General features: G+C 41.3%; 14 protein-coding genes and 1 pseudogene. 13 read left to right on the top strand and 2 right to left on the bottom strand.

Annotated features, from left to right (window positions below; genetic code table 11):
* From K4Z77_RS04430 to dapA, 3 genes and pseudogenes are all read left to right on the top strand, one after another.
* Positions 1-162: pseudogene (locus K4Z77_RS04430) on the top strand (IS5/IS1182 family transposase); the annotation flags it as partial.
* Between the two features lie 612 nt (positions 163-774).
* Positions 775-1,851: an aspartate-semialdehyde dehydrogenase gene (locus K4Z77_RS04425; RefSeq protein WP_000542463.1), complete on the top strand. Its 1,077-nt coding sequence runs from the start codon at positions 775-777 to the stop codon at positions 1,849-1,851.
* Between the two features lie 55 nt (positions 1,852-1,906).
* Positions 1,907-2,842, top strand: coding sequence for a 4-hydroxy-tetrahydrodipicolinate synthase (gene dapA / locus K4Z77_RS04420; protein ID WP_224218581.1), 936 nt, complete (start codon positions 1,907-1,909; stop codon positions 2,840-2,842).
* Between the two features lie 45 nt (positions 2,843-2,887).
* On the opposite strand, the gene mnmE is transcribed toward dapA, so the two are convergent.
* Together mnmE and K4Z77_RS04410 are read right to left on the bottom strand one after the other, a co-directional pair.
* Positions 2,888-4,261 carry a tRNA uridine-5-carboxymethylaminomethyl(34) synthesis GTPase MnmE gene (gene mnmE / locus K4Z77_RS04415; protein ID WP_224218580.1) on the bottom strand — a complete coding sequence of 458 codons (1,374 nt, stop codon included), beginning with the start codon at positions 4,259-4,261 and terminating at the stop codon, positions 2,888-2,890.
* Positions 4,262-4,396: 135 nt separating this feature from the next.
* The gene (locus tag K4Z77_RS04410; RefSeq protein WP_001117401.1) at positions 4,397-4,579 is read right to left on the bottom strand and encodes a 4-oxalocrotonate tautomerase; all 183 of its coding nucleotides are present in this window, start codon (positions 4,577-4,579) and stop codon (positions 4,397-4,399) included.
* Positions 4,580-4,702: 123 nt separating this feature from the next.
* On the opposite strand from K4Z77_RS04410, the gene K4Z77_RS04405 reads away from it, so the two are divergent.
* From K4Z77_RS04405 to K4Z77_RS04360, 10 genes are all read left to right on the top strand, one after another.
* On the top strand, positions 4,703-5,293 hold the full coding sequence (locus tag K4Z77_RS04405; protein ID WP_000068133.1) for a thymidine kinase: 591 nt from the start codon (positions 4,703-4,705) through the stop codon (positions 5,291-5,293).
* Positions 5,290-6,369: a peptide chain release factor 1 gene (prfA, locus tag K4Z77_RS04400; protein WP_084927276.1), complete on the top strand. Its 1,080-nt coding sequence runs from the start codon at positions 5,290-5,292 to the stop codon at positions 6,367-6,369. Before K4Z77_RS04405 ends, prfA begins: the two co-directional genes overlap by 4 nt.
* Complete coding sequence (gene prmC / locus K4Z77_RS04395) at positions 6,369-7,205, top strand: peptide chain release factor N(5)-glutamine methyltransferase (RefSeq protein ID WP_224218579.1); 837 nt, start codon at positions 6,369-6,371, stop codon at positions 7,203-7,205. The genes prfA and prmC overlap by 1 nt, the downstream gene beginning before the upstream one ends.
* Positions 7,189-7,791 (top strand): L-threonylcarbamoyladenylate synthase, encoded by a 603-nt coding sequence (locus K4Z77_RS04390; RefSeq protein WP_224218578.1) that lies wholly within the window; start codon positions 7,189-7,191, stop codon positions 7,789-7,791. The genes prmC and K4Z77_RS04390 overlap by 17 nt, the downstream gene beginning before the upstream one ends.
* Positions 7,792-7,793: 2 nt before the next feature.
* Positions 7,794-8,225, top strand: coding sequence for a GNAT family N-acetyltransferase (locus K4Z77_RS04385; protein WP_033680342.1), 432 nt, complete (start codon positions 7,794-7,796; stop codon positions 8,223-8,225).
* A 60-nt stretch (positions 8,226-8,285) separates the two neighbouring features.
* The gene (gene glyA / locus K4Z77_RS04380; RefSeq protein WP_224218577.1) at positions 8,286-9,542 is read left to right on the top strand and encodes a serine hydroxymethyltransferase; all 1,257 of its coding nucleotides are present in this window, start codon (positions 8,286-8,288) and stop codon (positions 9,540-9,542) included.
* A 7-nt stretch (positions 9,543-9,549) separates the two neighbouring features.
* Positions 9,550-10,524: a nucleoid-associated protein gene (locus K4Z77_RS04375; protein ID WP_224218576.1), complete on the top strand. Its 975-nt coding sequence runs from the start codon at positions 9,550-9,552 to the stop codon at positions 10,522-10,524.
* Positions 10,524-11,138, top strand: coding sequence for a cell wall hydrolase Pmp23 (gene pmp23, locus K4Z77_RS04370; RefSeq protein ID WP_077805151.1), 615 nt, complete (start codon positions 10,524-10,526; stop codon positions 11,136-11,138). The genes K4Z77_RS04375 and pmp23 overlap by 1 nt, the downstream gene beginning before the upstream one ends.
* Before the next feature lie 73 nt (positions 11,139-11,211).
* Complete coding sequence (locus tag K4Z77_RS04365) at positions 11,212-12,186, top strand: DUF1002 domain-containing protein (RefSeq protein ID WP_224218575.1); 975 nt, start codon at positions 11,212-11,214, stop codon at positions 12,184-12,186.
* 215 nt (positions 12,187-12,401) lie between these two features.
* Complete coding sequence (locus K4Z77_RS04360) at positions 12,402-13,793, top strand: APC family permease (RefSeq protein ID WP_224218574.1); 1,392 nt, start codon at positions 12,402-12,404, stop codon at positions 13,791-13,793.
* Positions 13,794-13,910: the final 117 nt, after the last annotated feature.

The following is a 13,910-nucleotide window of genomic DNA, read 5'->3' as shown; positions in this document are numbered from 1 at the left end:
AGACATCGCTATAAAATCGAAGCAAAGAATGCCGAACTAAAACAGAGACATGGCTTTGATGTCGCGAGAGCATCGGGTCTTTTCAGCATGGAGTTACAGGCAGCAACAACCATCTTCGTGGTCAATATGAAACGAATTATGACCTTAATAAATACAAAATAACCGAGGAATTCGCTCAAATTAACGAGAGATTCCTCGGTTTTCATTTCATTAAAAGTAAGAGACCTATTTTTTCAGTGGACTCTTGATTTACAAGGGTTTTTGTTATCTCTGCCCCAAATCTGCCCCAAATTTTTCAAAGATATTTCTTATGCACCTGTGTAAATAAAACTAATACTCAATGAAAATCAAAGAGCAAACTAGGAAGCTAGCCGCAGGTTGCTCAAAACACTGTTTTGAGGTTGTAGATAAGACTGACGAAGTCAGTCACATATATACGGTAAGGCGACGCTGACGAAGTTTGAAGAGATTTTTGAAGAGTATAAAGAGTTTTGTCTGTTGACAAAAGTTATTCTCTTTAGTAGAATAATAGATGCGATGAGTCGATAGGTAGTCTTCGGGCTACTATTGAGCATAAGGAGGTCATAACGCAGGAGCGGACCTTGATGAGTTGTGTGAACCTGCTCATCACATGAAGATGCCTCTTAGTCCCTGGTCTAGCTACTGGGGATTTTTATTTTCCAAAAAATGATGAAAAAGCTTTGCAATTCATGGAAAAAGTAGTATAATACATCTATTATAGAAATTTTTAGAAAATTCCGAAAGAGGTTATTTATGGGATATACAGTTGCTGTAGTCGGCGCGACAGGTGCTGTCGGAGCTCAGATGATAAAAATGTTGGAAGAATCAACACTTCCAATCGATAAAATCCGTTTACTTGCTTCTGCACGTTCAGCAGGCAAGACTTTGAAATTTAAAGATCAAGATATTACAATTGAAGAAACGACTGAAACAGCTTTTGAAGGAGTTGATATTGCTCTCTTTTCGGCAGGTGGTTCTACATCAGCTAAGTATGCACCATACGCAGTGAAAGCTGGAGCGGTAGTAGTTGATAATACATCTTACTTCCGTCAAAATCCAGACGTTCCTTTGGTTGTTCCAGAGGTCAATGCTCATGCACTTGATGCCCACAACGGTATCATTGCCTGCCCTAACTGTTCAACAATCCAAATGATGGTGGCGCTTGAACCTGTCCGTCAAAAATGGGGCTTGGATCGTATCATCGTTTCAACTTACCAAGCTGTCTCAGGTGCTGGTATGGGAGCGATTCTTGAAACACAACGTGAACTTCGTGAAGTCTTGAATGATGGTGTGAATCCACGTGATTTGCATGCGGAAATCTTACCTTCAGGTGGTGACAAGAAACACTATCCTATCGCCTTTAACGCTCTTCCACAAATCGATGTCTTCACTGACAATGATTACACTTACGAAGAGATGAAGATGACTAAGGAAACTAAGAAAATCATGGAAGATGATAGCATTGCAGTATCTGCAACATGTGTGCGCATTCCAGTCTTGTCAGCTCACTCTGAGTCTGTTTACATTGAAACAAAAGAAGTGGCTCCAATTGAAGAAGTGAAAGCAGCTATCGCAGCCTTCCCAGGCGCTGTCCTTGAAGATGATGTAGCTCATCAAATCTATCCTCAAGCCATCAATGCAGTTGGTTCACGTGATACCTTTGTTGGTCGTATCCGTAAAGACTTGGATGCAGAAAAAGGAATTCACATGTGGGTTGTTTCAGATAACCTTCTCAAAGGTGCTGCTTGGAACTCAGTTCAGATTGCTGAAACTCTTCATGAACGTGGATTGGTTCGTCCAACTGCCGAATTGAAATTTGAATTAAAATAGTCATAACGTTTAGGAGTTCATATGAACTCCTTCTTTGAAATAGAGAGGTGTTTTCATGTCTTATCAAGATTTAAAAGAGTGTAAAATCATCACAGCCTTTATTACTCCCTTCCACGAGGATGGTTCCATCAACCTTGATGCCATTCCAGCCTTGATTGAACATCTATTGGCTCATCATACGGATGGAATTCTTCTCGCAGGGACCACTGCTGAGAGTCCAACTTTAACCCACGATGAGGAGTTGGAACTCTTTGCGGCTGTACAAAAGATTGTCAATGGACGTGTGCCTTTGATTGCGGGTGTAGGTACCAATGATACGCGAGACTCGATCGAGTTTGTCAAAGAAGTAGCGGAATTTGGTGGTTTCGCAGCTGGGCTTGCTATTGTTCCTTACTACAACAAACCTTCTCAAGAAGGAATGTATCAGCATTTTAAAGCCATTGCAGATGCTTCTGACCTACCAATTATTATCTATAACATTCCAGGGCGTGTAGTTGTCGAATTGACTCCAGAAACCATGCTTCGCTTGGCTGACCATCCAAATATCATTGGGGTCAAAGAATGTACTAGCTTGGCTAATATGGCTTACTTGATTGAGCATAAGCCAGAAGAGTTCTTGGTCTATACTGGTGAGGATGGCGATGCTTTTCATGCCATGAACCTTGGTGCGGACGGGGTCATTTCTGTTGCCTCTCATACAAATGGGGATGAAATGCACGAGATGTTTACTGCCATTGCAGAAAGCGATATGAAGAAAGCCGCAGCTATTCAACGTAAATTCATTCCTAAGGTCAATGCCCTCTTCTCTTATCCAAGTCCTGCTCCAGTTAAGGCCGTTCTCAACTATATGGGATTTGCAGCTGGCCCAACTCGTCTACCTCTTGTTCCAGCACCAGAAGAAGATGCCAAACGCATTATCAAAGTCGTCGTAGATGGCGACTACGAAGCGACTAAGGCAACTGTAACAGGTGTCTTAAGACCAGATTACTAATAAGACAATAAAATCCATGACCGCAATAACGAGCATGGATTTTTCTTATTTTCCTAAACAGAATTGGCTAAAGAGTTGGGTGATGAGTTCATCAGGAGCAGCATCCCCAGTGATTTCTCCGAGGGTTTCCCAAGTACGAGTCAAGTCAACTTGAAGCAAGTCAACCGGCATCCCCAGTTCAAGACCTTCATTAACAGCTTGCAAACTTTCAACAGCCTTTTCAATCAAGGAAATATGACGGGCGTTTGACAAGTAGGTAGCATCGTGCTCAACCAAACCAGCATTTTCAAAGAAGAGGTCATTAATACGTTCTTCAATCTTATCAATGTTTTGGTTTTTAAGAACTGAAATACGGATGACATCTTCTGGAAGTTCAGAAGTTTCAATCGCTTCAGGTAGGTCGGTTTTATTAAGAAGAATAATACGGTTTGTATCTTGGCTAATCTCAAGAAGTTGTCTGTCTTGGGCGGTTAGTGGTTCACTGGCATTTAGCACTAGTAGAACTAGATCAGCTTCCTTGAGGGCTTTTTTCGAACGCTCAACTCCGATTTGTTCCACGATGTCATCCGTTTCACGGATACCAGCTGTATCAATCAATTTTAGAGGAACACCGTTGATGTTGACGTATTCTTCAATGACATCACGTGTCGTACCAGCAATATCGGTTACGATTGCCTTGTCTTCACGTAAGAGGTTGTTGAGAAGGCTTGATTTCCCAACGTTAGGACGGCCGATGATGGCAGTGGAAATTCCTTCACGGAGGATTTTGCCACGGCGTGCTGTTCGAAGAAGATTAGTTAGTAATTCTTCAAACTCTATTGTCTTTTCTCTGACAACAGCAGTAGTAGCTTCCTCAACATCATCATACTCAGGATAATCAATATTGACCTCGACTTGGGCAAGTGTATTGAGGATTTCTTGACGGGTATTATTGATAAGATCAGAAAGGGAGCCGTCCAGTTGTTTGACCGCAATGTTCATGGCCTTGTCTGTCTTGGCGCGGATGATGTCCATAACGGCTTCAGCCTGAGTCAAGTCAACACGTCCATTTAGGAAGGCACGTTTAGTAAATTCACCAGGTTCAGCCAATCGAGCTCCTTCACGGATAGCTAGCTGGAGAATCTCATTGGTCACCGCAATCCCACCGTGAGTGTTAATCTCGATAATATCCTCACGAGTGAAGGTCTTTGGAGACTTCATAGCCCCAACCATAACCTCGTCCATGACTTTTCCTGTCTGAGGATCAACAATGTGACCGTAGTTGAGAGTGTGGCTAGCAACCTTGCTCAAGTCTTTTCCTTTGAAAATCTTTTGCGCAATAGCAAAACTTTCTGTTCCGCTCAGGCGGACAATACCAATAGCCCCTTCACCTAGTGGAGTAGAGATAGCAGCGATGGTATCAAATTCACGTGTAATCATAATGTTTCCTTTAATAAATTGCTCTTTTCTTGGAATATTCCAAGTCTCTTCTCAAATTGTAACAAATTTGGACTATTTCTTCAATGGATGCTACTTGGAGATTGAAAAAGCCTAAGCAATTCTGCTTAAGCTAGCTTATTTGGTGCGCATTTCCCCTTGTGGGAAGTAAGTTCCTTCTGGCATGTCGTTGATGATGACATGGACAGCAGATTGAGGGGCTCCAGTGTTGCGGACAACCGCTTCCGTTACTTCCTTAGCAAGAGCTTTCTTTTGCTCGAGCGTGCGTCCTTCAAATAAATCGATGCGTACAAATGGCATAATAGCTTCCTCCACTAGTTTTTGATTTCTTCTATTTTACCACATTTTGCCGTTTAAAGCTTAAGAAAATTATGATATACTAGAATGTAGCAAAAATTTAGAAATGGACGTGAAGCAAGAAACATGGCACAGTTGTATTATCGTTATGGGACCATGAACTCTGGAAAGACAATCGAGATTCTCAAGGTGGCCTATAACTATGAGGAGCAAGGAAAAGGTGTTGTGATTATGACCTCGGCTCTGGATACGCGTGACGGTGTTGGCTATGTGTCGAGTCGTATTGGCATGAAACGCCCTGCCATTGCGATTGAGGAAACAACTGATATCTTCGGCTATATCCGAGACCTATCAGAAAAACCTTACTGTGTTTTGGTCGATGAAGCTCAGTTTCTCAAGCGTCACCATGTTTACGACCTGGCTCGAGTTGTTGACGAGTTAGACATACCTGTCATGGCTTTTGGTTTGAAAAATGACTTTCGCAATGAATTGTTCGAAGGTTCCAAATATCTCTTGCTTTTAGCAGATAAAATTGACGAAATCAAGACCATTTGCCAGTATTGTAAGAAAAAGGCGACTATGGTCTTGCGAACACAGGATGGACTGCCCGTTTACGATGGAGAACAGATCCAGATTGGTGGTAATGAAACCTATGTCTCAGTTTGCCGTAAACATTATTTTGCCCCTGAAATCAATAAGGAGAATGAAGAAAAATGAACATCTATGATCAACTACAAGCTGTAGAAGACCGTTATGAAGAATTAGGAGAGTTGCTCAGTGACCCAGATGTGGTTTCGGACACCAAGCGTTTCATGGAGCTCTCAAAAGAAGAGGCTTCAAGCCGTGATACAGTGACGGCTTACCGTGAGTACAAACAAGTCCTTCAAAACATCGTTGATGCCGAAGAGATGATTAAGGAATCAGGTGGAGATGCGGACTTGGAAGAAATGGCCAAGCAAGAGCTCAAAGATGCCAAGTCTGAAAAAGAAGAATACGAAGAAAAACTGAAAATCTTGCTCCTTCCTAAAGATCCAAACGATGACAAGAATATTATCCTTGAAATCCGTGGCGCTGCTGGTGGAGACGAGGCAGCACTTTTCGCTGGAGATTTGCTAACCATGTACCAAAAGTATGCTGAAGCTCAAGGATGGCGCTTTGAAGTTATGGAAGCTTCTATGAATGGTGTCGGTGGTTTCAAAGAAGTGGTTGCCATGGTTTCGGGTCAATCTGTATACTCTAAACTTAAGTATGAGTCTGGAGCCCATCGTGTGCAACGTGTCCCTGTGACAGAAAGCCAAGGTCGTGTTCATACTTCCACAGCGACAGTTCTTGTCATGCCTGAAGTTGAAGAGGTTGAATACGACATTGATCCAAAAGACCTTCGTGTTGATATCTACCACGCCTCTGGTGCTGGTGGACAGAACGTCAATAAGGTTGCGACTGCCGTTCGTATTGTTCACTTGCCAACCAATATCAAGGTTGAGATGCAGGAAGAACGTACTCAGCAGAAGAACCGTGAGAAAGCCATGAAAATCATCCGTGCGCGTGTTGCTGACCACTTTGCACAAATTGCACAAGATGAACAAGACGCTGAGCGTAAGTCGACTATTGGTACTGGTGACCGTTCAGAACGAATCCGTACTTATAATTTCCCACAAAACCGTGTCACAGACCACCGTATCGGCTTAACCCTCCAAAAACTAGATACGATTTTATCTGGTAAATTGGACGAAGTTGTGGACGCCTTGGTGCTTTATGACCAAACGCAAAAATTAGAAGAATTAAACAAATAATGAAATTAGCTCAATTATTTTCAGATTTTGAAGAAGAATTGATAAGACAAGGAGAGGAAGCAGAAAGCCTCTCTTTTGTCTATCGTAGCCTGAAAAATCTATCTTTTACGGACTTTGTTTTTGCCCTCCAGCATGAAGTGACGGAAGAGGAAGAAGTATTTGTAAAAGGAATTTTCCAACAGTTAGCAGCTCATAAACCGGCACAGTATATCATCGGACAGGCAGATTTTTATGGAATGCAGTTAACAGTTGATGAGCGAGTATTGATTCCTCGTCCAGAAACAGAGGAGTTGGTGGAGCTTATCCTGGCTGAAAATCCTGAGACGAATCTTTCAGTTCTGGATATTGGAACAGGTAGTGGAGCTATTGCTATCGCCTTAGCAAAAAACAGACAAGATTGGTCAGTAACAGCAGCGGATATTTCCCAAGATGCTTTAGATTTAGCTAGCGAAAATGCTAAAAATCAAAAACTTAATATATTTTTTAAAAAATCTGATTGTTTTGCAGAAATTTCTGAAAAATATGATATAATTGTATCCAATCCACCCTATATCTCTCGTCGAGATGAGTCTGAAGTCGGTTTGAATGTTTTGCATTCAGAGCCTCATCTAGCTCTCTTTACAGATGAGGATGGTCTAGCTATTTACCGTAGAATTGCGGAAGATGCAAAGGGCTATCTCAAAGATGGTGGTAAGATTTACCTTGAAATTGGATACAAACAAGGTCAAAGTGTTCCTGAACTTTTTAGGAAACATCTTCCTGAAAAAAGAGTTCGGACACTAAAGGACCAGTTTGGACAAGATAGGATGGTTGTCGTTGATGATAAACAAGATTAGACAAGAGTTGGAAAATGGTGGAGCTGTCGTTCTGCCTACAGAGACTGTTTACGGTCTTTTTGCCAAGGCTCTAGACGAAAAAGCGGTTGATCATGTATACCAACTCAAACGTCGTCCTAGAGACAAGGCTCTTAACCTCAATGTTGCCTCTCTAGAGGACATCTTGCACTTTTCAAAGAATCAGCCAGCTTATCTACAAAAACTTGTCGAGATCTTTTTACCAGGTCCCTTGACCATTATTCTCGAAGCCAATGACAGAGTTCCCTATTGGATCAATTCTGGTCTTGCAACTGTTGGATTTCGGATGCCTAGTCACCCCATTACTCTGGATTTTATTCGAGAGACAGGTCCCTTGATTGGACCGTCTGCCAATATCTCAGGTCAGGCAAGTGGAGTGAGCTTTAATCAAATTCTAGAGGATTTTGACCAAGATGTTCTGGGGCTGGAAGACGATGCTTTTCTAACTGGACAGGATTCAACTATTTTAGACTTGTCTGGAGCCAAGGTGAAAATCTTACGCCAAGGGGCCATTAAGCGAGAAGATATTCTTGTTCAGTTGCCAGAGATTTCTTTTGAGGAGGAATGAAGATGCTAAGAGATTTGAAAGAAACAGATATAAATGCTATATGCGAGATTAACCAAGAGGCTTTGGGTTATTCTTTTAGTCCAGGGGAAACGGCTAGCCAACTAGCTAGACTGTCTCAGGATTCCCATCATTTTCTACTTGGCTATGAGGATGTAAACAGTCATGTCTTACTTGGATATGTCCACGCTGAGGTTTATGAATCCCTTTATTCTAAAGCAGGATTTAACATCTTAGGCTTAGCAGTTTCACCTCAAGTACAAGGTCAAGGTATTGGTAAAAGCTTACTACAAGGGTTGGAGCAAGAAGCAAAAAGACGCGGTTATGGGTTTATCCGCTTGAACTCTGCCGATCATCGTCTGGGTGCTCATGCATTTTATGAAAAAGTTGGTTATACTTGTGATAAAGTGCAGAAACGGTTTATTCGCATCTTTTAGTTTACTTTCTTACTGTAAAATTAAATTAAGGGACCAGTCACACTATAAAGGAGAAGACCTATGATTTTTGACAAAGATGATTTTAAAGCATATGATGCTGATCTCTGGAATGCTATTTCCAAAGAAGAAGAACGCCAACAAAACAACATTGAGTTGATTGCTTCGGAAAACGTGGTTTCCAAGGCAGTTATGGCAGCTCAAGGGTCTATCTTGACGAATAAATACGCCGAAGGCTACCCAGGACGCCGTTATTATGGTGGTACAGATGTGGTAGATATGGTAGAAACTCTAGCCATTGAACGCGCAAAAGAAATTTTCGGTGCTAAATTTGCCAATGTCCAACCTCACTCAGGAAGCCAAGCTAACTGTGCGGCATACATGGCCTTGATTGAGCCAGGTGATACTGTTATGGGAATGGATTTAGCAGCTGGTGGACACTTGACTCACGGAGCTCCTGTCAGCTTCTCTGGTCAAACCTACAACTTTGTTTCTTATAGTGTGGATCCTGAGACCGAACTCTTGGACTTTGATGCTATTTTGAAACAAGCCCAAGAAGTAAAACCAAAACTGATTGTAGCAGGTGCTTCAGCCTATTCTCAAATTATCGACTTTTCAAAATTCCGTGAAATTGCTGATGCTGTTGGTGCTAAGCTCATGGTGGATATGGCCCATATCGCTGGTTTGGTTGCGGCTGGTCTTCACCCAAGCCCAGTACCATACGCCCATATCACTACAACAACGACTCATAAAACCCTTCGTGGACCACGTGGTGGTTTGATTTTGACCAATGACGAAGAACTTGCTAAGAAAATCAATTCAGCTATTTTCCCTGGTATTCAGGGAGGTCCTTTGGAACATGTTGTGGCTGCGAAGGCTGTTTCCTTCAAAGAAGTTTTGGATCCAGCTTTCAAGGAATATGCTGCCAATGTTATCAAGAACAGCAAGGCTATGGCAGATGTCTTCTTGCAAGACCCTGATTTCCGTATTATTTCTGGCGGGACTGAAAACCATCTCTTCCTTGTTGATGTGACTAAGGTTGTAGAAAACGGAAAAGTTGCTCAAAACTTGCTGGATGAAGTCAATATTACCCTAAATAAAAACTCAATCCCTTACGAAAGCTTGTCACCATTCAAGACAAGTGGGATTCGTATCGGAGCAGCAGCCATTACTGCACGTGGATTTGGTGAAGAAGAAAGTCGCAAAGTGGCTGAACTCATCATTAAAACCCTTAAAAATGCAGAAAATAAAGCTGTCTTAGAAGAAGTGAGAAGTGAAGTTAAAGAATTGACAGATGCCTTCCCACTATACGAGGACTAATACTTTTATGGACATTTATATTAAGAAAGCCATTATTCACCAGTTCAGCCCGGATGATACCGAGCTGTTCCTGGCGGATAAGTTTCTCAATATCACTCCAAAAATCGAAGAATACCTGCGGAAAAAAATTGAACGTGTGTATTCAGATGAAGCCAAGACTGGGATTTTCGAAGAAGAAAATCCCTTCTTCAATCACATCACAGACGATTTGTTGGAGACATCAGTAACACTGGCTAATCTCTGGAAAGAAGAGTTCAGTATTTCTGAAAACCTCAAGACCAATGACTTGATTTTTGTGCAATTTTCTAAAGAAGGCGTGGAACATTTCGCTTTCTTGAGAATTGCCCTGCGTGAGACCTTGACTCACCTCGGAGGAGAAGTTGATAATCCAATCAAGCTGACTCAGAATAACCTGCCTGGATTTGGAACAGGGGCTGATGAGGCCTTGGTGGTCAATCTTCAGAGTCGTAAGTACCATCTGATTGAAAAACGAATCAAGTACAACGGGACTTTTTTGAACTATTTTTCAGATAATCTTCTTGCCGTCGCCCCTAAGATTTCACCCAAGAAATCCATCAAGGAGCTGGAAAAAACGGCTCAGAGAATTGCTGAAACCTTTAACACAGATGATTTTCAATTTCAATCTAAGGTCAAATCAGCTATTTTTAACAATCTGGAAGAAAGCAATGAATTGTCACCAGAAAGATTGGCCAACGACCTTTTTGATAACAACCTGACGGCTCGATTAAGCTTTATTGATCAAGTTAAAGAAGCTGTACCAGAACCTGTGCAATTTGATGAAATTGATGCCAGTCGTCAGCTTAAGAAATTTGAAAACCAAAAACTTTCCTTGTCAAATGGAATTGAGCTCATCGTTCCCAATAACGTCTATCAAGACGCCGAGTCTGTTGAGTTTATCCAAAACGACAATGGAACTTACTCTATCTTAATCAAAAATATCGAGGATATCCAAAGTAAATAATGTTTAAACGAATTCGAAGAGTGCTTGTACTAGCAGTCTTCCTTTTTGCTGGCTATAAAGCTTACCGCGTTCACCAAGATGTCAAGCAAGTCATGACCTATCAACCCATGGTGCGAGAAATCTTGAGTGAAAAAGACACACCAGCAAACGAAGAGCTTGTGCTCGCTATGATTTATACCGAAACAAAAGGAAAAGAAGGCGATGTTATGCAATCTAGTGAGTCTGCAAGTGGTTCAACCAATACCATCAATGATAACGCCTCTAGCATTCGGCAAGGCGTTCAAACTCTGACAGACAATCTCTATCTGGCCCAGAAGAAGGGGGTAGATGTCTGGACGGCTGTTCAAGCCTATAATTTTGGACCTGCCTATATCGATTTTATCGCCCAAAATGGCAAGGAAAATACCTTGGCTCTGGCCAAACAGTACTCTCGTGAGACTGTTGCTCCCTTGCTTGGTAATACCACTGGAAAGACTTATAGTTATATTCACCCCATTTCCGTTTTTCACGGTGCAGAACTCTATGTAAATGGAGGAAACTATTATTATTCTAGACAAGTGCAACTCAACCTTTACATCATCAAATGTTTCACTCTCTTTTCAACATCTGGCTAGCCCAGGTGTTTTTGTTATAAGTTTTCTTTAAGATAGATATATTACTTTAGAAAGGTAAAGGAGGAAATTCCCTATGAGAAAGAAACTCTTTCTGACTAGTGCTGCGGTCTTGTGGGCAGTAACAGCTATAAATAGCGTCCATGCAGCAACAGATGTTCAAAAAGTCATCGATGAAACCTATGTCCAACCTGAATATGTCCTAGGTTCATCATTGTCTGAAGACCAAAAAAATCAAACCCTTAAAAAACTAGGCTACAATGCCTCAACAGACACCAAAGAACTCAAGACCATGACGCCTGATGTCTATTCTAAGATTATGAATGTGGCCAATGACTCTAGTTTACAGTTGTATTCATCAGCCAAGATTCAAAAGCTAGGGGACAAATCGCCACTTGAGGTCAAGATTGAAACACCTGAAAATATCACCAAGGTAACTCAGGATATGTACCGAAATGCAGCCGTAACTTTGGGTGTGGAACACGCCAAAATCACTGTAGCAGCACCTATTCCCGTTACAGGAGAGAGTGCCTTAGCCGGGATTTACTATTCGCTGGAAGCTAATGGAGCCAAGGTGCCACAAGCCAACAAAGATTTGGCTCAAGAAGAGCTGAAGGCTTTGTCCGATATCAATGCTGAAAACAAGGACAAAACAGGCTATGATGCTAATAAATTAAACGTTGCCCTAGCCGATATCAAGTCAGGACTTGCCAAAGCTAAAGAAAGCAAGGGAAATTTGACAGAGGAAGATGTCCGTAAAATTGTTGAAGATACCTTAAAAAATTACAAACTTGATCAGGTTATAACAGGAAACCAGATCAATATGATCATCAATTTTGCTTTGAATCTCTCAAAAAGTGATATTCTTAGCAATACAGACTTCACTAAAACACTGAATGAGCTTAAACAAAGTATTGTTTCACAAGCTGGCGACAGTTTTAAAAATATCAACCTTAACTTTGATGCTGATAAGGCGCTAGAAGACGGCGGTAATTTCCTAAGCGCCCTCTGGCAAGCCATTGTCAACTTCTTCAAGAGTTTTGGTTCTTAATACTCTTCGAAAATCAAATTCAAACCACGTCAACGTCGCCTTGCCGTACTCAAGTACAGCCTGTGGCTAGTTTCCTAGTTTGCTCTTTGATTTTCATTGAGTATAAGCTATTGCAAAAAGGTAGTCAGATTTTTTCAGAAAAATATTTTATAAATATTCACAAATCTCCTATATTTATGGTAAAATAGAATCATCATTTTATTTTGGAGTCAAAGATGAATATATTTAGAACAAAGAACGTTAGTTTAGATAAAACAGAGATGCACAGGCATTTGAAGTTATGGGATTTGATTTTGCTGGGTATTGGAGCCATGGTAGGGACAGGTGTCTTTACAATCACAGGTACTGCAGCCGCAACTCTAGCTGGTCCAGCCCTAGTGATTTCAATCGTGATTTCTGCCTTGTGTGTGGGATTATCAGCCCTCTTTTTTGCAGAATTTGCTTCACGAGTACCTGCTACAGGTGGTGCCTACAGTTATCTCTATGCTATTTTAGGAGAATTCCCAGCCTGGTTGGCTGGTTGGTTAACCATGATGGAGTTCATGACAGCCATATCTGGTGTGGCTTCGGGTTGGGCAGCTTATTTTAAAGGCTTGCTTTCTCAATATGGGATAGCCCTTCCTCAGGCTTTAAATGGCACCTTTAATCCTCAAGCTGGCACATTTGTTGATTTCTTACCTATTCTTGTCTTAGTTTTAGTTACCTCGCTTGTTTTACTAAATGCCAAGGCAGCCTTACGCTTTAATTCTATTCTAGTGATTTTGAAATTTTCCGCTTTAGCTCTCTTTGTTTTAGTAGGAATTTGGCATATCAAGCTTGATAATTGGAGCAATTTTGCTCCTTATGGTTTTGGACAAATCTATGGTGCTAGTACTGGTATTATGGCTGGTGCGTCCTTGATGTTCTTCGGTTTTTTGGGATTTGAATCCATTTCTATGGCCGTAGATGAGGTCAAGACTCCTCAAAAAAATATTCCTAGAGGGATTGTCTTATCGCTTTCTATCGTAACCATTCTTTATGCCTTGGTGACGCTTGTCTTGACTGGTGTAGTTCACTATAGCCATCTAAATGTTGATGATGCCGTTGCCTTTGCCCTTCGTAGCATTGGGATTAGTTGGGCAGCCAACTATGTGTCATTGGTGGCTATCTTGACCTTGATTACAGTTTGTATTTCGATGACCTATGCCCTATCGCGTATGATTTACAGTTTAGCACGCGATGGCTTAATGCCTGCTGCCTTTAAAGAACTGACCAAAACAAGCAAGGTACCAAAAAATGCTACTATTTTAACAGGTCTAGCTTCAGCAGTAGCAGCAGGAATGTTCCCTCTTGCTAGTATCGCAGCCTTCTTAAATATTTGTACCTTAGCCTACTTGATTATGTTAGCTTATGGTCTGATTCGCTTACGGAAAGAAAAAGGGATGCCAAAAGCTGGGGAATTTAAAACACCCTTGGTACCTCTGTTACCAATTTTATCAATCATCATTTGTTTATCCTTCATGTTGCAGTATAATATGGAAACTTGGATTGCTTTCCTAGTTGCTTTGTTGATAGGAAGTCTTATTTACTTCACTTATGGTTATAAGCATTCTACCATAGAAGAATAATACTCTTCGAAAATCTCTTCAAACTACGTCAGCTTCGCCTTGCCGTATGTATGGTTACTGACTTCGTCAGTTTCATCTACAACCTCAAAAACATGTTTTGAGCTGACTTCGTCAGTC

The organism is Streptococcus mitis subsp. hohhotensis (assembly GCF_020089495.2).
GTDB classification, from domain to species: domain Bacteria; phylum Bacillota; class Bacilli; order Lactobacillales; family Streptococcaceae; genus Streptococcus; species Streptococcus hohhotensis.
The sequence above is the reverse complement of the archived record's forward strand: the minus strand, read 5'-3'. Positions and strand labels throughout refer to the sequence as shown.

What these genes read in the sequence shown, in the direction of transcription:
- glyA (WP_224218577.1), top strand. Translation starts at nt 8,286, where the DNA reads ATGATTTTTGACAAAGATGATTTTAAAGCATATGATGCTGATCTCTGG.
- prfA (WP_084927276.1), top strand. Translation starts at nt 5,290, where the DNA reads ATGAACATCTATGATCAACTACAAGCTGTAGAAGACCGTTATGAAGAA.
- pmp23 (WP_077805151.1), top strand. Translation starts at nt 10,524, where the DNA reads ATGTTTAAACGAATTCGAAGAGTGCTTGTACTAGCAGTCTTCCTTTTT.
- K4Z77_RS04405 (WP_000068133.1), top strand. Translation starts at nt 4,703, where the DNA reads ATGGCACAGTTGTATTATCGTTATGGGACCATGAACTCTGGAAAGACA.
- K4Z77_RS04410 (WP_001117401.1), bottom strand. Translation starts at nt 4,579, where the DNA reads ATGCCATTTGTACGCATCGATTTATTTGAAGGACGCACGCTCGAGCAA.
- mnmE (WP_224218580.1), bottom strand. Translation starts at nt 4,261, where the DNA reads ATGATTACACGTGAATTTGATACCATCGCTGCTATCTCTACTCCACTA.
- K4Z77_RS04385 (WP_033680342.1), top strand. Translation starts at nt 7,794, where the DNA reads ATGCTAAGAGATTTGAAAGAAACAGATATAAATGCTATATGCGAGATT.
- prmC (WP_224218579.1), top strand. Translation starts at nt 6,369, where the DNA reads ATGAAATTAGCTCAATTATTTTCAGATTTTGAAGAAGAATTGATAAGA.
- K4Z77_RS04360 (WP_224218574.1), top strand. Translation starts at nt 12,402, where the DNA reads ATGAATATATTTAGAACAAAGAACGTTAGTTTAGATAAAACAGAGATG.
- dapA (WP_224218581.1), top strand. Translation starts at nt 1,907, where the DNA reads ATGTCTTATCAAGATTTAAAAGAGTGTAAAATCATCACAGCCTTTATT.
- K4Z77_RS04375 (WP_224218576.1), top strand. Translation starts at nt 9,550, where the DNA reads ATGGACATTTATATTAAGAAAGCCATTATTCACCAGTTCAGCCCGGAT.
- K4Z77_RS04365 (WP_224218575.1), top strand. Translation starts at nt 11,212, where the DNA reads ATGAGAAAGAAACTCTTTCTGACTAGTGCTGCGGTCTTGTGGGCAGTA.
- K4Z77_RS04390 (WP_224218578.1), top strand. Translation starts at nt 7,189, where the DNA reads ATGATAAACAAGATTAGACAAGAGTTGGAAAATGGTGGAGCTGTCGTT.
- K4Z77_RS04425 (WP_000542463.1), top strand. Translation starts at nt 775, where the DNA reads ATGGGATATACAGTTGCTGTAGTCGGCGCGACAGGTGCTGTCGGAGCT.